Origin of the sequence: Streptomyces sp. NRRL F-5755 (assembly GCF_001279365.1) — a bacterium.
GTDB lineage: Bacteria > Actinomycetota > Actinomycetes > Streptomycetales > Streptomycetaceae > Streptomyces > Streptomyces rimosus.
The window spans coordinates 40,611-62,146 of record NZ_LGCW01000266.1; the positions used below are offsets into that span (position 1 = coordinate 40,611).

Genomic DNA, 21,536 nt, shown 5'->3' on the forward strand with positions numbered 1-21,536 from the left:
ACGAGCAACAGAAAGCAGGACCAGGCGCGCACCGCCCTCGTGAGCCAGTTGCGCACCCGGGGGCTGGAAGAGCCGGAGCCCGGGGTTCCTGTTCCCCGGCCACGCCCTGCGTAAATGCCAGGACACCACGGAAAACCCCGGAAGACGCACAGGCCGCCATGAAGGGCCTGACCAAGAGAGAACGCCACAAGGCCGGCGCCGACGCGAAACCTCTCCAGATCTACGCCGGCGCGGAAGCGACCGACGCCTTCACCGGAAAGCGCACCGAGGTCCACATGCGCCTGGGAGGAGTCCTGATCCGCCTGGAATCCACGGACCTCACGGCCGGCGAGCCCTACGCCGATTTCGCGAAGCCGCAGAGCGACCGCATCAAGAAGGCAGCAGCGGGCAAGAAGCCGGACGCCTGAGCCGGACGCCACCGATCGCGTAACCGGGGCCTGCCGTACGGCGGGCCCCGGCCATCAAGATTTCCCCGTACGCCGCGCCCGAACGGCGTCGGTGTACATCTCGGTGGTCAGGTCACCTTCCCCGATCCCCAACTCCCCGAGGACTGCCCGTACGTCCCTCAATGCATCCGGCAATGCCCCTTCCTCCCCCACCTTCGTCTCCAACTCGACATACGTTCCATCGATCTCCGGGACTCGAACGAGGATGGCGAGCATCGGCCGGCCGTATGCGGTGAATTCGTCATTACGGCAGCGCTTCTCGAAGGCGATCGCCTCCGCATAACCGAGCCCGCCGAGCATGGCCCGGACGGCATCCGGGTCACCGACACTCGTCTCATACTCGGGCTTCGACCCCGACCGCCCGACAGCCATCCGCTCCAAACCGCTGCGCACCACCGTCGGTTCCCGTACACGCGCTTTCAGCTCGGCTTCGAACACGCCAGCCTCCGGTTGTCGTACTGAACGTTCACGGTCGGCCACAGCTGTTTCCACCATGCGAAGGATGCGGAACCACTACGGGGTCGGCGACCCGCTTGAGCACGTCAGGACGTACCACTTCGCGGGGCTGTGCCTCAGCCCATGCAGGCATCTTCCACCGTCGGCACGTACGGGGACAGCAGCGTCTCCGTGTGCTGGGTGACCGTGCCGCGAACGAGCCTGAGCACGTATACCTCGTTCTCGTGGTTCGGGTCTTCGTCGTCGCAGACATGGAGAAGTCCGTAGGAACCAGGGGCGGTCACGGCCACATGTTCGAACAGCTCGACGACGTCAGGTGACGAACGGTGATTGGAAAGGCCGCCGAGGTGGATGAACGGCTCGCCGTTCATCCATCTGAGGTCAAGCAAGTATGGGCTGTCCATCTGGGCGATATACATGCGAAGCTCATCGACTATGTGCCGCAGCCGAGATCTGTCGTCGTCATCGCCTGCGGTCTCCCTGACCGTGATCCACCCGTGGTACTCGAACATCTCATCATCGCAATGAGACGACCTGCTTCACCCTTCTGATCGCAGCGTGATCCACCGGGCACGCCTCAGACCACCACCCCCACCCCCGCCGCCACCAAAAACCCCACCACCGAAAGCACCGTCTCCAACACCGTCCACGACTTCAACGTGTCGCGTTCGGAGATGCCGAAGTACTTGGCGACCATCCAGAAGCCGCCGTCGTTGACGTGGGAGGCGAAGATCGAGCCGGCTGAGATGGCCATGATGATCAGGGCCAGGTGGGGTTGGGAGAGGTGTTGGCCGTCTATCAGGGGGAGGACGATGCCGGCGGTGGTGACGATGGCCACGGTTGCCGAGCCCTGGGCTACTCGGAGGACCACGGAAAGGAGCCAGGCGAGCAGGATGACGGGGAGGCCGACGTTGTGGAAGGTGTCGGAGAGGGCGTCGGCCACGCCGCTGCCCTTGAGGACGGCGCCGAAGATGCCGCCCGCGCCGACCACCAGCAGGATGTTGCCCACCGGTTTGAGGGACGCGGTGGAGACCGTTTCCAGGGACTTGCGGGACCAGCCTCGGCGGATGCCCAGGAGGTAGTACGCGAGGAGCAGGGCGATCGTCAGGGCCACGAAGGGGTTGCCGAAGAACTCAACGACCGAGCGCAGGGTGGAGGGCGCCAGGGCGATCGAGGAGAAGGTGGCGAGGAGGATCAGGACCAGGGGGGTGCCGATGATGGTGAGGACGGTGCCCAGGGCGACCGGCTTTTCGTGGGGCCGGACGCCTGCCGCCGTCTGTTCGGCGATCACCGCGGCTCGGGACTCTTCGGCCGCCTCGACCATGTCCTGCGGTACGGGGACGAAGATCCGCTTGCCGATCCACGCGGCGTAGGCCCAGGCGGCCAGGACGGCGGGGATGCCGCAGACGATGCCCATGAGGATGATCCAGCCCAGGTCCACCTTGAAGAGGCCGGCGGCCGCGACCGGGCCGGGGTGGGGCGGCAGGAACGCGTGGGTCATGGAGAGGCCGGCGAGCAACGGCATGCAGTAGAGGAGGATGGACTTGCCGCTTCTCTTGGCTGCCGCGTAGACGATCGGCGCCAGGACGAAGATGCCCACGTCGAAGAAGACCGGGATGCCGAAGATCAGGCCGGTGAGGCCCATCGCCAGGGGGGCGCGGCGTTCGCCGAAGAGGCCCAGTAGGCGCGCGCTCAATACCTCGGCTCCTCCGGAGACTTCGAGGATCGCGCCGAGCATGGTGCCCAGGCCGATGATGATGGCGACGTGGCCCAGGATGCCGCCCATGCCGCTCTCGATGAGGGAGGGGAGGCTGGATTTCTGGACTGTGCCGAAGAGTTCGGTTACCGAGAGGCCGGCTGCCAGGCCTACGGCTATGGAGACGCCCAGCAGCGCTACGAACGGCTGGAGGCGGACTTTGATGATGAGGAAGAGGAGAAGGAGGATTCCCAGGGCGGCGACGGTGAGGAGCCCGGGGGTTCCCGGTATGAGGGCGAGCAGGCCGCCGGTGTGAGGTGGCGTCGGTGGTGCGGCGGGGGCCGCGGCAGCGGCGAGGGCAGCGTGGACCATGTGGTGACTCCGTTGTCAGACAGGGTGGTTCCAGGCAGGGGGGACCGCGGCACGGCGCCCCGGGCGTGCGGGGCGCCGCACCGTGCGGCGGGTTCAGCGGCGGTAACGGCAAGGGGGTGTCCCGGTCAGCCCAGCACCGCGAGGGCGTCGATCTCGATGAGCAGGCCCTTGGGGAGGCCGACGTACACGGTCGTACGGGCGGCCGGCGCTTCCTTCAGGCCCTCGGCCTCGAAGTACGCGTTGTAGATCTCGTTCATCTCGGCGAAGTGGTCGACATCGGTGAGGTAGACGCGCATCATCATGACGTCGTCCCAGGTTGCGCCGCCTTCCTCCAGGATCGCCTTGACGTTGGCGAAGGTCTGGAGCGTCTGCTCGCGCAGGGTGGGGCCGGCCGGGGTGGGGGCCTGGCCCTCGACGGCGGGCAGGAAGCCGACCTGGCCGGCGACCTGGAGGATGTTGCCCTTCTTCACGCCGTGCGAGAACTTGGCGGGCGGGGTGGTGTGGGTGGCGGGGGTGAGGGCGGTCTTCTCGGTCATGGTCAGGCTTCCTTACTGGTCCTTCTGCGGGGTGTTGCCGGAGTACTCCCGGCTGATGGCGTCCGCGGTACGGCGTACCGACGGAAGCAGGGTGAGGAGTTCCTCGGCCGTGACGACCACGTTCGGCGCGGACACCGACATGGCGGCGACGACCCGGCCGTCCGCGCCGCGGATGGGGGCCCCGACGCAGTTGATGGACTCCTCGTGGCCGCCGAGGTCGGTGGCCCAGCCCTGTTCGCGCACCTTGGCCAGTTCGGCGAGGAACGCCGTGGCGTTGGGTGTCGAACGGGACGTGTAGAGGGGGTAGTCGAGCTTTTCGGCGAGCGCGCGGCGCTCGGCCTCGGGCAGGTCGGCGAGCAGCAGCTTGGCGACGGCCGCGACGGTGATGGCGACGGGTTTGCCGATGCGCGAGTACATCCGTACGGGATAGCGGCTCTCGACCTTGTCGATGTAGAGGACCTCGTTCTCCTCGTACACCGCGAGGTGCACCGTGTGCCCGCACTTCTCGTTCAGCTCGACCAGGTGCGGGTGGGCGATCTCGCGTACGTCCAGGTTCTCCACGGCCTGCTGGGCGAGGGCGAAGAGCCGGGCGCCGAGGCGGTAGCGCTGGTCGCCCTGCCGGTAGACCATGCCGTGCTCGTGGAGCGTGCGCAGCAGCCGCAGCGCGGTGGACTTGTGCACGCCGAGGCGGCCGGCCACCTGTTCCAGGTTGGCCGGGCCCTCCGCCAGCAGCGGCAGGATGCTCAGTGCGCGGTCGACTGTCTGACTCATCGTGTACGGACCTCCACCCGTGGGTTGTGCACCCCGTGGCTGGTGGTGTCGCCGTTGCGCTCGGTGGGTGTGTCACCGTCGGTCGTCCAGCCGGGGCCGAGTCGCAGTCTCCCCCAGGCGGCGGGGTCGAGGCCCGCAAGGTGGTCGGCGAGGTCGCGGGAGGGGGGTGTGCCGAGGTCGCCGGGGACGGTGAGGGAGGCGGCGGCCATGAGGTGGCCGTGCCGGATGCGCTCGAACACGGGCAGGTCGCGGAGGGTGGCGGAGAGGAATCCGGCGGCGAAGGCGTCGCCGGCGCCGACGGGCGCGACCACGTCGACCGCGAGGGCGGGCGCGGTGGTGAGCGTGTCGGTGCCGTCGGCCTGGCGGGCGTGGACGGTGGCGCCGTGGGCGCCCTGTTTGACGACGAGGACGGCGGGTTCGGGCAGCGCTTCGCGCAGGGCTTCCGGCCCGTGCAGGTCCCAGGCGGCCGCGGCCTCATCCTCGCCGACGAAGACCAGGTCGCAGCGGCGGGCGAGGTCGAGGACGATCTCGGGGCCGCGTACGGTGCGGTCCTGCCAGAGGCCGACGCGGTAGTTGACGTCGAAGGAGACGAGCGGGCGCCCGGGGGACGGCGCGGTGAGGGTGCGCAGCACGTCGAGGCAGCTGTCGGACAGGGCGGCGGTGATGCCGGTGAGGTGCAGGACGCGGGTGTCGCGCAGCACGTCGTGGTCGAGCAGGCCGGGGGCCATGGCGGAGGCGGCGGATCCGGCGCGGTAGTACGCCACCTCGGCCTCGCCGGCGGCCGTCCGCGTACCGGTGGCGCGTTCGCCCGCCGTACGGAAGTAGACGCCGGTGGGGCGGTCCGGGTCGCGCTGAACGTGGGAGACGTCCACGCCGCAGGCGGCGACGGCCGCGCGCAGGTGGTCGCCGAAGGCGTCGGCGCCGACGCGGGAGATCCAGCGGGTGCGGTGGCCGGTGCGGGCGAGGGCGCAGGCGACGTTGGACTCGGCGCCGCCGATACCGCGCTCGAAGAGGGAGACGTCGGCGAGCCGCCCGGGTTCGGTGGGCATGAAGGTGACCATGGATTCGCCGAGGCAGACGACGTCGGTGCCCGGTCCGCCGGGCCCCGCGCCGTCCGGCGCACCGGCACCTCGCGGCGTGGCGGTGCCGTCCGTCGTGCCGGTGCCATCGGTGCGGACGTTCTGGGACGTGGTCACGATCTCCTGCACTCCTTTGCGTACGGGCTCGTTGAGCCGTTCCGCGACGTGTTACGCACCATTGACCCGGCGATGGCTCGGATGTTAGACAGCAGTAAGCGATATGCGCAATGGGTGTTGCACACAGTGCAACATGATCTGGAGGAGGCCCCCATGGCCGCCGCGCCCCACGCCGACCGCAGCGCCACCGGTGCCGCGCCCGGCGCCGACGCAGCCACCGCCGCCCGGCACGCGAGGACCCTCGCGGACGAACGCGTCGACCACCGCTTCAAGGGACTTCCCCCGGACGCGGACGGCCGTACCGTCGGCGAGCTCGCGGCCGAACGGCGGAACCTGTTCACCGGCGGCTTCACCACCCCCGTCCTCGCCCTGTCCGCCGAGTCGCTGGAGCACAACCTCGCGCTGCTGGAGAGCTACGCCGAGCGGCACGGCCTGGCCTTCGCCCCGCACGGCAAGACCTCGATGGCCCCGCAGCTCTTCGCCGGCCAACTCGCCCGCGGCGCCTGGGGCATCACCGCCGCCGTCCCGCACCAGGCCCGCGTCTACCGCGCCTACGGCATCCAGCGGATCTTCCTCGCCAACGAGGTCGTCGACGCCGTCGCACTGCGCTGGCTCGCCGCCGAACTGGACGCCGACCCCGGCTTCCGCTGCGTCTGCTACGTCGACTCGCTGCGCGGCATCGAGCTGATGGACGCCGCCCTGCGCGAGGCGGGCGCCACCCGCCCGCTGGACGTGGTGATCGAACTGGCCGCGGGCGAGGGCGCGCGGACCGGTGTCCGTACCGACGCCGAGTGCTTCGAACTGGCCGACGCCGTCGCGGGCGTGGACACGCTGCGCCTGGTCGGCATCGCCGGGTACGAGGGCGAGGTGCCCGACGCCACGCACGAGCGGGTGACGGCCTGGCTGCGCCGCCTCCTCGCGCTGACCGTGTCCTTCGACCGGACCGGGCGCTTCGCCGACCTGGAGGAGATCGTGCTCAGCGCGGGCGGCAGCGCCTGGTTCGACGCGGTCGCCGAGGTCTTCGCCGAGGCGCCCGAACTGTCCCGGCCCCTGCTGAAGCTGCTGCGCTCCGGCGCGTACGTCTCCCACGACGACGGCCACTACCGCCGCCTGACCCCCTTCAACCGCGTCCCGGACGAGGGCGCCCTGCGGCCCGCCTTCCGCCTGTGGGCGCAGGTCGTCTCCCGCCCGACCCCCGAGCAGGCGTTCCTGAACGCGGGCAAGCGGGACGCGGCGTACGACCTCGACCTGCCGCAGGCCCAGGTCGTACGGTCCGGCCGGGACGGCAGCGAGCGGCCGGCGGACGGCATCACCGTCACCGGGCTCTCCGACCAGCACGCCTGGGTCCGTACGGAGCGGGGCGACGCCCTGGAGGTCGGCGACTGGGTCGGCCTGGGGCTGTCGCACCCGTGCACGTCCTTCGACAAGTGGCAGCTGATCCCGGTGGCCGAGGCGGACGGCACGGTCGTGGACTACGTCCGTACGTTCTTCTGAGGCGGCCCAACGTTCTTCTGAGGCGGGCCACCGCGGCCCCGTGACCCCGGGGCCCCACGATCCCGGCGCGGGGCACCACCCCCGAGCCCCGCGCCGAGCGCCGGGGGCATCCCCCTGCCCCGGGCGCGCCAGGTCCCCGCTCCGGTGCACCCCCCTTTCGCCGGAGCGGGGGCCGTACGCCATGGCCGTACGCCGCGGCCCGGCCCCGGCCTCTCTTCGACAGGAAAGGCAGTTCGGTCATGGACACCGTGGTCCGCGACGTACGCGTCATCGACGGCTCCGGCACCCCCTCCTACCGGGCGGACGTCGCCCTCGACGGCGGCCGGATCGCCGAGATCCGCCGGGAGACGGACTCCGGGCCGCGCCCCGGCGCCGCACGCGTCGTGGACGGCGCGGGCCTGGCCCTCTCCCCCGGCTTCATCGACATGCACGCGCACAGCGACCTGGCGCTGCTGCGCGACCCGGCACACGAGGCGAAGGCCGCACAGGGCGTCACGCTCGAAGTCATCGGGCAGGACGGCCTGTCGTACGCGCCGGTCGACGACCGTACGCTCGCCGAGGTCCGCGCCCAGATCACCGGCTGGAACGGGGACGGCTCGGACATCGACTTCGGCTGGCGCACGGTCGGCGAGTACCTGGACCGCCTCGACCACGGCTTCGGCGGCCAGGGCATCGCCGTCAACGCGGCGTACCTCGTCCCGCAGGGCACCGTACGGATGCTGGCACTCGGCTGGGAGGACCGCGCGGCCACGCCCGGCGAACTGGCGCGGATGCGGCAGCTGGTCGCGGAGGGCCTGGAGCAGGGCGCCGTCGGGCTGTCCTCGGGCCTCACCTACACCCCCGGCATGTACGCGGACGACGCCGAACTCACCGAACTGTGCCGGGTCGTGGCCCGCTACGGCGGCTACTACTGCCCGCACCACCGCTCGTACGGGGCGGGCGCCCTGGAGGCGTACGCGGAGATGGTCGGCCTGACCCGCCGGGCGGGCTGCGCCCTGCACCTCGCCCACGCCACCATGAACTTCGGCGTGAACAAGGGCCGCGCCCCCGAACTCCTCGCCCTCCTGGACGAGGCCCTGGCGGCGGGCGCGGACATCACCCTCGACACGTACCCGTACACGCCCGGCTGTACGACGCTGGTCGCCATGCTGCCGAGCTGGGCGAGCGAGGGCGGTCCGGAGGCGACCCTGGCGCGGCTGCGGGACGACGCGACGGCGGAGCGCATCCGGCACGTCATGGAGGTGGAGGGCGCGGACGGCTGCCACGGCGTGCCGATCGAATGGGACACCATCGAGATCTCCGGCGTCTCGGACCCCGCGCTGGCGGACCACGTCGGCCGGACGGTCGCCGCGTCGGCGCGGGAGCGCGGCGAGGCGCCGTGGACGACGGCCCGGCGGCTGCTGCTCCGGGACCGGCTGGGCCCGACGATCCTCCAGCACGTCGGCCACGAGGAGAACGTCCGCGCGATCATGCGCCACCCGGTGCACACCGGCGGCAGCGACGGCATCCTCCAGGGCGCCAAGCCGCACCCGCGGGCGTACGGCACGTTCCCGAAGTACCTGGGGACCTACACGCGGGAGCTGGGCGTGCTGTCGCTGGAGGAGTGCGTGGCGCATCTGACCGGGCGTCCGGCGGCGCGGCTGCGGCTGCCCGACCGCGGCCTGGTCCGCGAGGGCTACCGTGCCGATCTGGTCCTCTTCGACCCGGACACGGTCGCCGCCGGGTCCACCTTCGAGGCGCCGCGCACCCTGCCGACGGGCATTCCGCACGTCCTGATCGACGGGCGGTTCGTCATCGAGGACGGGCGGCGGACGGATGTACTGGCGGGGCGTACGGTGCGGCGAACGCGCCCCTGATCAGCCGGATCAGCTCGTCCGCGTCGGCCGCCACGCCCAGCGCCCCCAGGTCGCGGGCGGTGTCCTGGCGGGCGGGGGTGACCCGGCCGGCGAAGAAGACGACGGGGCCGGTGTAGCGCTCGTCCCGGCGCAGGGCCGCCACGTGGGTGAAACCGGCCTGGTTGTCCGTACCGCGGGCGATGTCGGAGATGATCAGGCACGGAGACCAGGCGGCGATGGCGGCGTCGGCGGCAGCGGAATCCACGGCGATCTCCACGGTCGCCCCTTCCCGGCGGAACCAGGCGGCCAGTGAGGTGTTGTTCTCGGGGCGGTCGTCGACCCAGAGGATCGTGCGGCCGGCCAGGGGCGCTTGCGGGTCGAAGTCCGGGAAGCCGGTCCCGCGCCGTACGACGATGCCGGTCCGCGCGTCCGGTATCGCCCCGGCCCCGATGTCCGGCTCCCGCTGCGGCGCCGCCACCAGCGCGGGCGCGCCCTCGCGCAGCCTGCGCACCAGTTTCCCGGAGCGCGGCAGGTCGAGCAGGCCGTCGAGCAGCGAGTTGAACGCGGCGTCGGTGACCATGTCGGGGAAGACGGTGGGCAGTTCGCGTTCCAGCCGCTCCAGCGCCGCCCGCCGGTTCACCGGGTCGGGCGCCACGTCGCGCTGCTCCAGGAAGGTGTTCACCAGCGGCCGCATCTCCTCGGGGACGTCCTCCGGGGCCCGCAACAGCGTCCGCACCCGCCGGTACGTACAGAAGTCCGCGACCACATCACCGTCGTCGACCCCCGGCGGGCTGGTCATCATCCGGTAGAAGTCGGCGTAGAAGTACTGGATCAGCAGGGTGCGCAGCACCGCCTCCGGCGGGTGGTCGGCCCACATCGGGTTCAGGGTGGCTTCCAGGACGAAGCCGTTGACCAGCCGTTTGATGCGGCGCGGGTTGCGGGCCGAGCGCTCGGCGAGCAGGTCGACCAGGGGCGCGTCCAGCAGCCGTTCGATCCCGGCGGTGCGCGCGCACCACGCGATGTACTCCCGTACGTCCTGGCCGTCGGCCACCGGGATGCGGTAGCTGGTCTGGAAGATCTTCTCCATGAAGGCGGTGCCGGCCGGGGACAGGTCGCGCAGCAGGCCGCTCGGCCCCATCACGGAGCGGTCGCAGCCGATGACGAACGCCAGCCCCGGTACGTCCAGATAGACCTTGACCGCCTCGCACACCGCCAGCACCGTCTCCTCGGAGCAGCGGTCCAGGTCGTCGATGAAGACGACGAGCATCCGGCGCGGCGAGTAGGCCGCGTTCTCGGACCACTCCTGGGCAAGGTCGCGAATCGCGTCGCGCATCTCGTTGCGGGCCTGGGAGTTGACCGACAGGCTGCTCCACAGTTCGTCGACCAGCCCGGCGGCGCCGAGCGGGCCCGCCGCGACGGTGGCGAGCGCCCGCAGGACGCGCAGCAGGGCCCGCTGTTCGGAGACCCGGTGCAGGGCCCGCCGCAGCAGCCGCCGGTCGAAGCGCATCAGCACCGACTTGATCAGCCCTTCCAGGGCGTCCGCGCCGGTCGAGGTCCAGGCGTTGTACCAGACGGTGTGCACCTCGGGCGCCGTCGTCAGCTCCGCGTCGACCAGGCGCATCAGGCTGCTCTTGCCCATGCCCCACCCCGCGTCGACGGCGAGGGTGAAGGGGGTGGAGGCCCGGGAGGCGAGCAGCAGGTCGGCCAGTTGCCGGGCGGCGCGGCCCGCGCCCAGCAGGTCGCCTCCGGCGGAGTCCACCGGCTCGTCGTTGAGCAGCGAGAGCCGCTGCGTGGATGACACGATGTCGCCCCCGTGATCGGTGCCGGTGGTGCGGCCCCGCGCCCGGCACCGGCCGGAGTACGGGCACCGGCGCTCAGCGCCGTGGTGTGCGCCTCCCCGTGCGCGCACCCGCCGGGAGCGTACGGCAGTATGCCCGCCAACGGAGCCCCGTTGGCCCCGTCCACCACCGGAACGGCACGTTCCGCACCGTCACGACGGGTGACCAAACCCACACCCTCCGGCCCCCGAAGGTGAACAAGAACACCAGGCAGGGCGTATGACGCGCCCGTAAGGTGGCGGCATGCAGGTGATCCAGTCAACGAAGCTCGCCAACGTCTGCTACGAGATCCGGGGGCCGGTCCTTGAGGAGGCGATGCGACTCGAAGCAGCGGGTCACCGCATCCTCAAGCTGAACACCGGAAACCCGGCGGCCTTCGGTTTCGAGTGCCCGCCGGAGATCTTGGAGGACATCCTCCGCACCGTCGGCACGGCGCACGGCTACGGCGACGCCAAGGGCCTGCTCTCCGCCCGGCGCGCGGTCATGCAGCACTACCAGACCCAGGGCATCGAGCTGTCGGTCGACGACATCTACCTCGGCAACGGCGTCTCCGAGCTGATCCAGATGTCGATGCAGGCGCTGCTGGACGACGGCGACGAGGTGCTCGTACCGGCCCCGGACTACCCGCTGTGGACGGCCGCGGTCTCCCTGTCGGGCGGCACGGCGGTGCACTACCGCTGTGACGAGCAGGCGGACTGGATGCCGGACCTCGCCGACATCGAGCGCAAGGTCACCGACCGCACCAAGGCCCTCGTGGTCATCAACCCGAACAACCCGACCGGCGCGGTCTACGACGACGAGATGCTGCGCGGCCTCGCCGAGATCGCCCGCCGGCACAACCTGATCGTCTGCGCCGACGAGATCTACGACAAGATCCTCTACGACGGCGCCACCCACACCCCGTTCGCCGCGATCGCCCCCGACCTGCTGACCCTGACCTTCAACGGCCTCTCGAAGTCCTACCGGGTGGCGGGCTACCGCAGCGGCTGGCTGGCGGTCTGCGGCCCCAAGGCGCACGCCGCCTCCTACATCGAGGGCCTGACGATCCTGGCCAACATGCGACTGTGCGCGAACATGCCCGCCCAGCACGCCGTGGCCACCGCCCTCGGCGGCCGGCAGTCGATCAACGACCTGGTGCTGCCGGGCGGCCGGCTGCTGGAACAGCGCGACACCGCCTACGAACTGCTCACCCAGATCCCGGGCGTGACCTGCACCAAACCCAAGGGCGCGCTCTACGCCTTCCCGCGGCTGGACCCGAAGGTCTACAAGATCAAGGACGACCGGCAGATGGTGCTGGACCTGCTGCGCGCCGAGAAGATCATGATCGTGCACGGCACCGGCTTCAACTGGCCCGAACCGGACCACTTCCGCCTGGTCACCCTCCCGAACAAGGACGACCTGACGGACGCGGTGACCCGCATCGGCACGTTCCTGGACGGCTACGGGCAGTACTGAGCGCGTCCGGGCGGACGCCACGCCCGCATTCCTGCTGTACGGATCACAACTTTAGACACTGTCTAAGCTAGGATGGTCTCCTAGCCGTTGCGCGTTGCCAGGAGGCCATCCCATGTACGAACCGATCCGCACCAAGTCGGTCCACTCCATGGCCGCCGACCAGGACGTCCCGCACCGCTCCCGCGCGGAGGAACTGGACATCCGGCTCGCCGGCCATCTGACCGCACTGCTCACCGTCACCGACGAACTGCGCGCCACCGTGCCCGATCCCGCGCTGGACGACGCCGCCGAGCGCATCGCCGAGCAGGTCACCCGGCTGCGCGGCGGGGCGTATCCGCTGCGGGCCGCACCGAGCGGCGGCGACCCGGCCCGCGCGCCCCGGCTGCACCGGCGGGCGCGGATGCTGGCCGGCAGCGCCCTCGCGGTGGCCACCTCGCGGGCCGACGGCGCCGCCGCCGCGCTGGCGGCCGAGCGCATGGAGGCCCATGAGGCCGGCTCGGCGGTGCAGGAGCTGGCGACGGCCTGAGGCCCTTGTGAGCAAAGACGGCCGGAGCCACGTGTTCGTGCACGTGGCCCCGGCCGTCGACCATGGCGGTCCGGTGCGCGTCCGCGTCCGCGCCGGACCGTTTCGCCGTACTAGCCCAGTCGGCGTACGAGCGCGTGGTACTCGTCCCACAGCTCCTTCGGCGTGTGGTCACCGAAGGTGTTCAGGTGCTCGGGGACCAGCGCCGCCTCCTCGCGCCACACGTCCTTGTCGACGGTGAGCAGGAAGTCGAGGTCCGCATCGGGCAGGTCGAGGCCGTCGGTGTCCAGCGCCTCCTTCGTCGGCAGGATGCCGATCGGGGTCTCGACGCCCTCGGCCTTGCCGTCCAGGCGCTCGACGATCCACTTGAGCACCCGGCTGTTCTCGCCGAAGCCCGGCCACACGAAGCGGCCCGCGTCGTCCTTGCGGAACCAGTTCACGTAGTAGATCTTCGGCAGCTTCGTCTGGTCCTTGTCCGCGCCGACCTTGATCCAGTGGCCCATGTAGTCGCCCATGTTGTAGCCGCAGAACGGCAGCATGGCGAACGGGTCCCGGCGCAGCTCGCCGACCTTGCCCTCGGCGGCCGCGGTCTTCTCGCTCGCCACGTTCGCGCCGAGGAAGACGCCGTGCTGCCAGGTCAGCGACTCGGTCACCAGCGGTACGGCGCTGGCGCGGCGGCCACCGAAGAGAATGGCCGAGATCGGCACGCCCTTGGGGTCCTCCCACTCGGGCGCGATGATCGGGCACTGCCCGGCCGGCACGGTGAAGCGGGCGTTGGGGTGGGCCGCCGGGGTCTCCGACTCCGGGGTCCAGTCGTTGCCCTTCCAGTCGGTCAGGTGCGCGGGCTTCTCCTCGGTCATGCCCTCCCACCACACGTCGCCGTCGTCGGTCAGCGCGACGTTGGTGAAGACCGAGTTGCCCCAGAGGGTCTTCATCGCGTTGGCGTTGGTGTGCTCACCGGTGCCGGGCGCGACGCCGAAGAAACCGGCCTCGGGGTTGATCGCGTACAGGCGGCCGTCCTCGCCGAAGCGCATCCAGGCGATGTCGTCGCCGATGGTCTCGACCGTCCAGCCGGAGATCGTGGGCTCCAGCATCGCGAGGTTGGTCTTGCCGCAGGCGCTCGGGAACGCGGCGGCGACGTACTTCGACTCCCCCTGCGGCGGGGTGAGTTTGAGGATGAGCATGTGCTCGGCGAGCCAGCCCTCGTCGCGGGCCATGACCGAGGCGATGCGCAGCGCGTAGCACTTCTTGCCCAGCAGGGCGTTGCCGCCGTAGCCGGAGCCGAAGGACCAGATCTCGCGGTCCTCGGGGAAGTGCGAGATGTACTTGGTCGAGTTGCACGGCCATGGCACGTCGGCCTCGCCTTCGGCGAGCGGTGCGCCGAGGGTGTGCACGGCCTTCACGAAGAACCCGTCCGTCCCCAGTTCGTCGAGGACGGCCTGGCCCATCCGGGTCATGGTGCGCATCGAGACGGCGACGTACGCCGAGTCGGTGATCTCCACACCGAGCGCGGAGAGCGGGGAGCCGAGCGGGCCCATACAGAACGGGACGACGTACATCGTCCGGCCGCGCATCGCGCCACGGAAGATGCCCTGCTCACCGGTGAAGATGTCGCGCATCTCCGCCGGGGCCTTCCAGTGGTTGGTCGGGCCCGCGTCCTCCTCCTTCTCGGAGCAGATGAACGTGCGGTCCTCCACCCGGGCGACGTCCGACGGATCGGACGCGGCGTAGTACGAGTTGGGGCGCTTGATCGGGTCCAGCTTCGTGAAGGTGCCCTTGGCGACGAGCTCCTCGCACAGGCGCTCGTACTCCGCCTCCGAGCCGTCGCACCACACGACACGGTCCGGCTCGGTGATGGCTGCGATCTCATCGACCCAGGAGATCAGCCCCTGGTGGTTGGTCGGGACGGGGGAGGGAGCCGCGTTGTCGCGCGCCACGATCGCTCCTAGATGAGGGTTTGGTCGGACCACTGTCTGCGCACATGCCGGCAGAGCCCGCTTGATGATGGTGTCTGCCCCTTGGGGGCTGCGACCCGGATGCTTCGCGACCGCTCATCCGGTGCCGACCGCACTCATTTGATCATCCGACCCCGATCCACATCTGTCCAGAGGAGGTTCTCGTGACCGTCACCACTTCCGGACCAATCCGTAACTTACGGTTGCGTAGGTAGCATTGCGGCCATGACTTCCGCGCCCGACGCCGCCGAAAGCCGCCCTTCCCCCGTGACCAGCGCGGCCGCCGACGCAGTCTCCGCGGTCGCCGCGGTGGCCGCGCCACTCAAGCCCAAGCTGCGGGGCTGGCTGCACGCGGGGATGTTCCCCGCCGCCCTCTTCTCCGGTGTGGTGCTCACGGCCCTGGCCGACAGCACCCGCGGCCGGATCGCCTGCGCCGTCTACACCCTCTCGGCCTGCCTGCTCTTCGGGGTCAGCGCCCTTTACCACCGGGGCAATTGGGGCCCGCGCACCGGAGCCGTGCTGCGCCGACTGGATCACGCCAACATTTTCCTGATCATCGCGGGCACCTACACCCCGCTGACCATGCTGCTGGTTCCCGGCACCCGCGGGCAGATACTCCTGTGGGCCGTCTGGGCGGCCGCCCTCGCCGGCATCGCCTTCCGCGTCTTCTGGGTGGGCGCACCACGCTGGCTCTACACCCCCTGCTACATCGCGCTCGGCTGGGCGGCCGTCTTCTTCCTGCCCGACTTCCTGCGCAAGGGCGGCATCGCCGTCCTCGTCCTCGTCATCGTCGGCGGCGTCCTCTACAGCGCCGGCGGCATCATCTACGGCATCAAGCGCCCCAACCCCTCACCGCGCTGGTTCGGCTTCCACGAGGTCTTCCACTCCCTGACGCTGGCGGCGTTCGCCGTGCACTACGTCGGCATCTCATTGGTGGCCTATACGCACGCCTGAGGCGCCCGGGGCGGCATCCGGCCCGCCCGCGGCCCCTCTTCCACCCCGCGCGCCGGCACCCTCACTGCGCCGGCGCGCACCCCTTCCGCCCATGCGTGGCCGCGGTCTCGACGCCGCGGCCACTTGCCATGTCAGGGCGGCCACCCCGGCCAGTACCAGAGCGACCACCACGGCCGTGCCCCCGACGAGGAACCCTCCGACGCAGAGCGCTGCCGCGAAGACGGCGAACACATCGATTGCGGTACGCATACCCGCAACACCCCCTCCAAGCATCACTGACGGTGACCTTGCACTCGCCACAGCGTTACACACGCCACTGACAAACCACAGCCCTCGGGCGAGCAAGGAGGCGTCAAGGCAGGCGGGAGCGGCCTGGTCCGGGCCCGTGGTTCCCGGTCCGGGGATGCCCGACAATGACCTTCATGGCCGCACAGGAATCCGCCGCGCAGCCCACCGCACCCAAGGTCGGCCTGCGCGAACGGAAGAAGATCCAGACCCGGCAGGCGATCCGCCGGGCCGCCTGCCGGCTCTTCGAGGAGCAGGGGTACGACGCGACCCACGTCGACCGGATCGCCGAGGCCGCCGACGTCTCCCCCAGCACGGTCTTCCGCTACTTCCCCACCAAGGAAGACATCGTGCTCACCGACGAGTACGACCCGGTGCTGGAGACCGGGCTGCGGGCCCGGCCCGCCGACGAGCCGATGACCGAGTCGCTGCGGCACGTCACCACCGAGGCACTGCGGCGGATCACGGCGGAGGAGCGCACCGAACTGGTCCAGCGCACCCGCCTCGTCCGGGAGGTGCCGGCGATCCGCGGCCGGATGGCGGAGAACACCGCGCGGGACACCGACATGATCAGCGCCGTACTGGCGGAACGGTCCGGCCGGCCCGCCGACGACCTGGAGATCCGGGTGATCGCGGCGGCCCTCCTGGCGGCCCTCCAGGAGGCGCTGATGCGCTGGGTCGCGGACGGGCAGCGGGACGCGACCTCGAAGAGCTGATCGGCCGGGCGATGGACGTGCTGGCGCGGGGGTTGCGGATCTGAGGGGCGGACCTGGCCTTCGCGCCCTGGACGCGGCCTCTCCGATCCCGTACACCTCACTTCCCGAACGCAGCTTCTCCGAGCCCATCCGCCGCACTCCCCGGACGCAGCCTCTCCGAGCCCATCCGCCGCACTCTCCGAACGCAGCCCCTTCTAACCCGTCCGCCTCACTCCCTGAGAGCCCTCCCGTAAGGAGCCACGCGCCCCGGCACCCTGGCCGCCGGTTCCCCGAGCTGCCGGGCCAGCCGGCCGCGCAGCATCGTCAGCCGTTCTATCCGGGCGTCCAGGTCGGCCAGCCGGCGGCGGGCCACCGCTTCCGCCGCGCGGCAGTCGTCCCGTCCGGGGCCGTCCGCGAGGTCCTCCCTCGCGCCGTCGCGGGCGCCGTTCCCCGGGGCGAACAGCGCGGAGACGCCACCCGGCGGCAGCGAGTCCAGAAGCGGCGCGAACGACCGGATATCGCCCACCGTCAGCCCCGCGTCGAGGAGTTCGCGCACCGTACGCAGGCGGTGCACGTCCTCCGGCGCGTACACCCGGTGGCCGGACGGCGTACGCCGGGCGGTCACCAGCCCCTGTTCCTCGTAGTAGCGCAGTGCCCTGGCCGTCATGCCCGCGGCGGCCGCGGCGTCCCCGATGCGCATCCGGTCCTCCCCCGACGGGGCCCGGCCGGTGGTGCCCCGTTGCGTACGTCGACTCACTCAGACCGTACGTCGTCGACCGGGGGCGCGACCGGCGGGCCCGCGCCATGGGGAGTCCCCACGCGTACGCGGGGAACTCGCTCACAACTCCACGAGTACGGCGCCCATGTGCCGGCCCTCGATCAGCTCCATGAGGGCGCGCGGGGCCTCCTCGATGCCGCGCAGCCGGGCGTGCGGGAACGTGAGCGTGCCGTCCCGCAGACCGCGCCCGAACTGCTCGTTCCACTCGGGGATCAGGCTGAGGTGGTCGTAGAGCGCGACGCCCCGCAGCGTGATGCTGCGGGCGAGCAGCGACAGGGTGTCGATCTCGGTGGTGTGCGCCCCCGAACCGGAGAGCTGGGCGGACAGCGCGCCGACGAGCGCGATACGGGCGCCGCGGTTGGCCAGCGCGATGGCGGCCTGCAACTGCTCGCCGCCCACGTTGTCGAAGACCGCGTCCACGCCGTCGGGGGCGGCCGCGCGCAGCTGCTCCTCGATGGGGCCCGCACCGCGGATCACCACCGCGTCGTAGCCCAGCTCCTTGACCAGGATGTCGGCCTTGCGCTGCGATCCCGTACTGCCGATGACCCGTACGGCGCCCCGCAGGCGGGCGATCTGCCCGGCCAGCGACCCCACGCCGCCGGCCGCGCCGGTCACGAACACCGTGTCGCCGGCGCGCACCTCGGCGCCTCGTACGACGCCCATGTAGGCGGTGGGGCCCTGGGAGAGGTACGCGGCCGGGTCGGGCAGCAGGTCACGGTCCCGGCGCTGTACGGCGGCCGCGTCCACGAGGGCGTACTCCCGCCACCCGAAGTGGTGTTCCACCAGGTCACCGGGGGCGAAGTCGGTGCCGGGGGCCTCGACGACCTCGCCGATGGCCGAGCCGTGCAGCGGTTCGCCGGGCACGAAGGACGGCATCGGGACGCTGGTGACCTCGTCCATCAGCGTCCGCATCACGGCCGCGACGGCCATGGTCGTGTTGCGCACGAGCACCTGCCCCGGGCCCGGCCGGGGCACCGGCACCTCGGCCACCTCGAAGAGGTCGTCGGTGATCGGTCCCTGCGGACGGGCGGCCAGGCGGACTTCGCGGTGGGTGGCGGGCAGGCCGCCCTCGGTACGGTTCGTCATGCCGTCACGCTAGAACTTGACGCCCGCGTGAAGTACAAGTCGGCTGGTGGTCCTAGGGCTTTGGGCGGGTCGGCCCCCGGGGCCTTCTCAGCCCCGCAGCTTCTCTTCCAGCTCCTCCGGGTCCGTCGTCGGGCGCTCGCACGTGAAGTGGCGGCAGACGTACGCGGCGGGCCGGCCGTCGACCAGCGGGCGGTCCTTCAGGAGCGGCACCTCGTCCGAACCGGGCGCCCCGAGGGCGACCACCGCACCGGGCGCGGTCCCCAGAAGGGCGGCGTGGTGCAGCGCACGGGTGGCCGGGTCGCCGTCCGGGCCGACGACCGCGACCTCGCGCGGCCCGTCCAGCGCCGCTTCGGCGACGGCGAGCCCCCACCCGATGAAGCGCGGCGCCCGGCCGCTCAGCGCCTTCACGACGCCCAGGGCGCGCTCGGCGGCGTCCCGGTGCGGGCCGCTGCCCGTCAGGGCCGCGTACGACAGGAGCGCGCCGGCGGCCGCGGTCCAGCCGGACGGCGTGGCGTTGTCGGTCGGGTCCTGAGGTCGGCGGATCAGCTGCTCGGCGTCGTCGGCGGTGTCGTACAGCGTGCCGTCCTCGGCGGTGAAGTGGACGATCACCGTGTCCAGGAAGAGGCCCGCGAACTCCACCCAGACGCCCTCCCCGGTGACCGAGGCGAGCGCGAGGAAGCCCTCGGCGACGTCCGCGTAGTCCTCCAGTACCCCGGAGTTGGCGCCGGCCACGCCGTCCCGCGAGGTGCGGTACAGCCGTGCCTGCCAGTCCATGTGGACGCGGACGAGCAGGTCGGCGGCGTCCGTGGCGGCCTGCACCAGGTCCGGGCGGTCGAAGTAGGCACCGGTCTCGGCGAGGGCGGCGATGGCCAGGCCGTTCCAGGCGGCGACGACCTTGTCGTCCCGGCCGGGGCGCGGCCGTGAGTCGCGCGCCGCGCGCAGCCTCTCCTTGATGCTCGCGATCCGCCCGGCGTCCACCAGGTCGTCGGTGTCCGGGAGTTGGAGTACGGACGCGCCCTCCTCGAAGGTGCCCTCCTCCGTCACGCCGAAGTAGTGCGCGGCGACGGCAGCGTCCTTCTCCCCCAGAACGGTACGCAGTTGCCCGGGCGTCCATACGTAGTACGCGCCCTCGACGTGCTTGCCGCTGCCGTCATCGGAGTCCGCGTCCAAGGCGGAGGCGAACCCTCCCTCCTCCGTGCGCAGTTCACGCACCATGAAGTCGGCGGTCTCGACAGCGACGCGCCGGGCCAGGTCAGAGCCGGTGACGCGCCACAGATGCGCGTACGTACGGCACAGCAGCGCATTGTCGTAGAGCATCTTCTCGAAGTGCGGCACCGTCCAGGTCGCGTCCACCGCGTACCGCGCGAAGCCGCCGCCGAGCTGGTCGTAGATGCCGCCGCGGGCCATCGCCTCGGCGGTCGCCTGCACCATCTGGAGGGCCGCCTCGGACTCCGTACGGGCGTGGTGGCGCAGCAGGAACTCCAGCGCCATGGACGGCGGGAACTTGGGCGCGCCCCCGAAGCCGCCGTGCACGGCGTCGAAGTCCCTGGTCAGGGCCAGCAGCGCGGAAGCCAGATCCTCCGGCCCGGGCGGCACCTGGCCACCCTTGGCCAACGTTTCCGAGACCGACCGCGCCGACAGATCGGCAACAATCCGCCCGGCCACCTCACCGACCTCGTCCCGACGCTCCGCCCAGGCGCCGCGCACCCCCTGAAGGATCTGCGGGAACGACGGCATGCCATGGCGCGGGGCGGGCGGAAAGTACGTACCGAAGTAGAACGGCTCGGCATCAGGCGTCAGAAAGACCGTCATCGGCCACCCGCCCTGCCCGGTGGCGGCCTGCACCGCCTCCATGTACACCGCATCCACATCGGGCCGCTCCTCGCGGTCCACCTTCACGGGCACGAAGTGCTCGTTGATCACCGCGGCGACAGCCTCGTCCTCGAAGCTTTCGTGGGCCATTACGTGGCACCAGTGGCACGCGGAGTAACCGACCGACAGCAGAACGGGCACATCGCGCCGCCGTGCTTCCTCGAAAGCCTCCGGCCCCCAAGGCCACCAGTCGACCGGATTGTCAGCGTGCTGAAGCAGATATGGCGAGGTCACACCAGCTAGCCGGTTCATGCGATCCAGCCTCTCACAACGCCCGGTCCCGTCCGCGAGGCCCGCGGGGAGTCTGCCCGGCTCGGCCCCGGAGAGAGGGGTGATCGCGCTCTTCCGCAATCGGGTGCCCCGGCATCGCGGAACAGTACGCTGAGCTCAGCAGCGCTGGAACTGTCGAGGATCCTCGAAGGAGGCACGCCATGACCGCCGAGATGGTGGCGCCCGCCTGGATGCACACCCAGATCAGCGCGGAGCAGTACGACTCCTGGTCCGAGGAACAGTGTGCCGGCATTGAGATCGTGGACGGGATGGTCGTCGTGAGCCCGAGCGCCTCCAAGCGGCACAATCGGCTGGCGCGGATCCTGGCCAACGCTTTGGACGCCGTCGCAGGCCCGGACTGGAACGCCGACACGGACTTCGATGTCCGTCTGCAGGACGTTCCGCTCACCAACCGCCGTCCGGACGTCATCGTCTACCGGGCGAAGACGATCGACCTCACGCCCACCCGCCCCGAACACGTCCTCCTGGTTGCCGAGGTCGTATCGCCCGGCTCGGAGACCACGGACCGGATCGTGAAGGTGGACCAGTACGCCAAGGCCGGCATCCCCTTCTACTGGCGCGTCGAACAGGCCGCCACCGGCGTCCCCATCGTCTACACCTACGTACTCGACCCCGCCACCAAGGCATACCGGGACGGCGAGATGTTCACCGGCGTGATCAAGGCTGCGGCGCCGTTCTCCGTCACTGTGGACCTGGGAACCATCTGACAGCCCGGATCCACGGGCAGGGATCGTGTCGGGCCAACTTCCTTGTCCGTGCAGCGGACACTCCCGATCGCGTCGCTCCGGGAGCCCAGTGGCGAGGGCGATCCCCTCCTCACGGTTCAAGCGGTAAGTCCCGCCCCGATCCCCCTCCCCACCCCATGGACACCCACCCCCCACCCCATGGAGTTATCCACAGGACTGCCGGATCGGGCGGGGAAGCGGAAGACTGGGGGGGCTGGGCCGATCGGCGGGGGGCGGGACGGGGGGGCTGTACCGGTTGTCGGGGGGGGGCGGGGGG

18 protein-coding genes and 1 pseudogene are annotated in these 21,536 nt (G+C 71.0%); 8 read left to right on the forward strand and 11 right to left on the reverse strand.

Annotated features, from left to right (window positions below; all coding sequences use genetic code 11):
• Nucleotides 1-158 precede the first annotated feature (158 nt).
• Nucleotides 159-407, forward strand: a complete 249-nt coding sequence (locus ADK86_RS23810) for a hypothetical protein (protein ID WP_053698415.1) — start codon at nucleotides 159-161, stop codon at nucleotides 405-407.
• A 54-nt stretch (nucleotides 408-461) separates the two neighbouring features.
• Here the strand turns inward: ADK86_RS23810 and ADK86_RS23815 are convergent, their stop codons facing one another.
• The 6 genes from ADK86_RS23815 to ADK86_RS23840 form a co-directional block, all read right to left on the reverse strand.
• The gene (locus tag ADK86_RS23815) at nucleotides 462-884 is read right to left on the reverse strand and encodes a CYTH domain-containing protein (RefSeq protein ID WP_053698416.1); all 423 of its coding nucleotides are present in this window, start codon (nucleotides 882-884) and stop codon (nucleotides 462-464) included.
• Nucleotides 885-1,018: 134 nt separating this feature from the next.
• Complete coding sequence (locus ADK86_RS23820; RefSeq protein ID WP_053698417.1) at nucleotides 1,019-1,414, reverse strand: Imm7 family immunity protein; 396 nt, start codon at nucleotides 1,412-1,414, stop codon at nucleotides 1,019-1,021.
• Between the two features lie 65 nt (nucleotides 1,415-1,479).
• Nucleotides 1,480-2,970 (reverse strand): GntP family permease, encoded by a 1,491-nt coding sequence (locus ADK86_RS23825; RefSeq protein WP_053698418.1) that lies wholly within the window; start codon nucleotides 2,968-2,970, stop codon nucleotides 1,480-1,482.
• 125 nt (nucleotides 2,971-3,095) lie between these two features.
• Nucleotides 3,096-3,506: a RidA family protein gene (locus tag ADK86_RS23830; RefSeq protein WP_003985464.1), complete on the reverse strand. Its 411-nt coding sequence runs from the start codon at nucleotides 3,504-3,506 to the stop codon at nucleotides 3,096-3,098.
• 12 nt (nucleotides 3,507-3,518) lie between these two features.
• On the reverse strand, nucleotides 3,519-4,277 hold the full coding sequence (locus ADK86_RS23835; protein ID WP_030373954.1) for an IclR family transcriptional regulator: 759 nt from the start codon (nucleotides 4,275-4,277) through the stop codon (nucleotides 3,519-3,521).
• A complete protein-coding gene (locus tag ADK86_RS23840; RefSeq protein WP_053698435.1) occupies nucleotides 4,274-5,473 on the reverse strand; it encodes a sugar kinase in 1,200 nt (399 codons plus the stop codon). The genes ADK86_RS23835 and ADK86_RS23840 overlap by 4 nt, the downstream gene beginning before the upstream one ends.
• Nucleotides 5,474-5,626: 153 nt before the next feature.
• On the opposite strand from ADK86_RS23840, the gene ADK86_RS23845 reads away from it, so the two are divergent.
• Together ADK86_RS23845 and ADK86_RS23850 are read left to right on the forward strand one after the other, a co-directional pair.
• Nucleotides 5,627-6,967, forward strand: coding sequence for an amino acid deaminase (locus ADK86_RS23845; protein ID WP_053698419.1), 1,341 nt, complete (start codon nucleotides 5,627-5,629; stop codon nucleotides 6,965-6,967).
• A gap of 239 nt (nucleotides 6,968-7,206) precedes the next feature.
• On the forward strand, nucleotides 7,207-8,823 hold the full coding sequence (locus tag ADK86_RS23850; RefSeq protein WP_053698420.1) for an N-acyl-D-amino-acid deacylase family protein: 1,617 nt from the start codon (nucleotides 7,207-7,209) through the stop codon (nucleotides 8,821-8,823).
• On the opposite strand, the gene ADK86_RS23855 is transcribed toward ADK86_RS23850, so the two are convergent.
• On the reverse strand, nucleotides 8,759-10,603 hold the full coding sequence (locus ADK86_RS23855; RefSeq protein WP_234345988.1) for a P-loop NTPase fold protein: 1,845 nt from the start codon (nucleotides 10,601-10,603) through the stop codon (nucleotides 8,759-8,761). The genes ADK86_RS23850 and ADK86_RS23855 overlap by 65 nt on opposite strands.
• Nucleotides 10,604-10,883: 280 nt before the next feature.
• On the opposite strand from ADK86_RS23855, the gene ADK86_RS23860 reads away from it, so the two are divergent.
• Both ADK86_RS23860 and ADK86_RS23865 read left to right on the forward strand, forming a co-directional pair.
• Nucleotides 10,884-12,095, forward strand: a complete 1,212-nt coding sequence (locus tag ADK86_RS23860; protein WP_053698421.1) for a pyridoxal phosphate-dependent aminotransferase — start codon at nucleotides 10,884-10,886, stop codon at nucleotides 12,093-12,095.
• Between the two features lie 112 nt (nucleotides 12,096-12,207).
• Complete coding sequence (locus tag ADK86_RS23865) at nucleotides 12,208-12,621, forward strand: hypothetical protein (protein WP_053698422.1); 414 nt, start codon at nucleotides 12,208-12,210, stop codon at nucleotides 12,619-12,621.
• Nucleotides 12,622-12,731: 110 nt separating this feature from the next.
• Here the strand turns inward: ADK86_RS23865 and ADK86_RS23870 are convergent, their stop codons facing one another.
• Nucleotides 12,732-14,555: a phosphoenolpyruvate carboxykinase (GTP) gene (locus tag ADK86_RS23870; protein WP_053698423.1), complete on the reverse strand. Its 1,824-nt coding sequence runs from the start codon at nucleotides 14,553-14,555 to the stop codon at nucleotides 12,732-12,734.
• A 243-nt stretch (nucleotides 14,556-14,798) separates the two neighbouring features.
• Here ADK86_RS23870 and trhA point away from each other — a divergent pair, with 243 nt between their 5' ends.
• Together trhA and ADK86_RS23880 are read left to right on the forward strand one after the other, a co-directional pair.
• Nucleotides 14,799-15,527 (forward strand): PAQR family membrane homeostasis protein TrhA, encoded by a 729-nt coding sequence (trhA, locus tag ADK86_RS23875; RefSeq protein WP_053698424.1) that lies wholly within the window; start codon nucleotides 14,799-14,801, stop codon nucleotides 15,525-15,527.
• Between the two features lie 413 nt (nucleotides 15,528-15,940).
• Nucleotides 15,941-16,572: pseudogene (locus ADK86_RS23880) on the forward strand (TetR/AcrR family transcriptional regulator).
• A gap of 164 nt (nucleotides 16,573-16,736) precedes the next feature.
• Here the strand turns inward: ADK86_RS23880 and ADK86_RS23885 are convergent.
• From ADK86_RS23885 to ADK86_RS23895, 3 genes are all read right to left on the reverse strand, one after another.
• A complete protein-coding gene (locus ADK86_RS23885) occupies nucleotides 16,737-17,207 on the reverse strand; it encodes a MerR family transcriptional regulator (protein WP_053698425.1) in 471 nt (156 codons plus the stop codon).
• 138 nt (nucleotides 17,208-17,345) lie between these two features.
• The gene (locus tag ADK86_RS23890; protein ID WP_053698426.1) at nucleotides 17,346-18,371 is read right to left on the reverse strand and encodes an MDR family NADP-dependent oxidoreductase; all 1,026 of its coding nucleotides are present in this window, start codon (nucleotides 18,369-18,371) and stop codon (nucleotides 17,346-17,348) included.
• Nucleotides 18,372-18,458: 87 nt separating this feature from the next.
• On the reverse strand, nucleotides 18,459-20,495 hold the full coding sequence (locus ADK86_RS23895) for a thioredoxin domain-containing protein (protein ID WP_053698427.1): 2,037 nt from the start codon (nucleotides 20,493-20,495) through the stop codon (nucleotides 18,459-18,461).
• A gap of 179 nt (nucleotides 20,496-20,674) precedes the next feature.
• Here ADK86_RS23895 and ADK86_RS23900 point away from each other — a divergent pair, with 179 nt between their 5' ends.
• Nucleotides 20,675-21,241 carry a Uma2 family endonuclease gene (locus ADK86_RS23900; RefSeq protein WP_053698428.1) on the forward strand — a complete coding sequence of 189 codons (567 nt, stop codon included), beginning with the start codon at nucleotides 20,675-20,677 and terminating at the stop codon, nucleotides 21,239-21,241.
• Nucleotides 21,242-21,536 lie beyond the last annotated feature (295 nt).

What these genes read in the sequence shown, in the direction of transcription:
- ADK86_RS23885 (WP_053698425.1), bottom strand. Translation starts at nt 17,207, where the DNA reads ATGCGCATCGGGGACGCCGCGGCCGCCGCGGGCATGACGGCCAGGGCA.
- ADK86_RS23860 (WP_053698421.1), top strand. Translation starts at nt 10,884, where the DNA reads ATGCAGGTGATCCAGTCAACGAAGCTCGCCAACGTCTGCTACGAGATC.
- ADK86_RS23850 (WP_053698420.1), top strand. Translation starts at nt 7,207, where the DNA reads ATGGACACCGTGGTCCGCGACGTACGCGTCATCGACGGCTCCGGCACC.
- ADK86_RS23890 (WP_053698426.1), bottom strand. Translation starts at nt 18,371, where the DNA reads ATGACGAACCGTACCGAGGGCGGCCTGCCCGCCACCCACCGCGAAGTC.
- ADK86_RS23835 (WP_030373954.1), bottom strand. Translation starts at nt 4,277, where the DNA reads ATGAGTCAGACAGTCGACCGCGCACTGAGCATCCTGCCGCTGCTGGCG.
- ADK86_RS23830 (WP_003985464.1), bottom strand. Translation starts at nt 3,506, where the DNA reads ATGACCGAGAAGACCGCCCTCACCCCCGCCACCCACACCACCCCGCCC.
- trhA (WP_053698424.1), top strand. Translation starts at nt 14,799, where the DNA reads ATGACTTCCGCGCCCGACGCCGCCGAAAGCCGCCCTTCCCCCGTGACC.
- ADK86_RS23810 (WP_053698415.1), top strand. Translation starts at nt 159, where the DNA reads ATGAAGGGCCTGACCAAGAGAGAACGCCACAAGGCCGGCGCCGACGCG.
- ADK86_RS23820 (WP_053698417.1), bottom strand. Translation starts at nt 1,414, where the DNA reads ATGTTCGAGTACCACGGGTGGATCACGGTCAGGGAGACCGCAGGCGAT.
- ADK86_RS23900 (WP_053698428.1), top strand. Translation starts at nt 20,675, where the DNA reads ATGACCGCCGAGATGGTGGCGCCCGCCTGGATGCACACCCAGATCAGC.
- ADK86_RS23895 (WP_053698427.1), bottom strand. Translation starts at nt 20,495, where the DNA reads ATGAACCGGCTAGCTGGTGTGACCTCGCCATATCTGCTTCAGCACGCT.
- ADK86_RS23865 (WP_053698422.1), top strand. Translation starts at nt 12,208, where the DNA reads ATGTACGAACCGATCCGCACCAAGTCGGTCCACTCCATGGCCGCCGAC.
- ADK86_RS23845 (WP_053698419.1), top strand. Translation starts at nt 5,627, where the DNA reads ATGGCCGCCGCGCCCCACGCCGACCGCAGCGCCACCGGTGCCGCGCCC.
- ADK86_RS23825 (WP_053698418.1), bottom strand. Translation starts at nt 2,970, where the DNA reads ATGGTCCACGCTGCCCTCGCCGCTGCCGCGGCCCCCGCCGCACCACCG.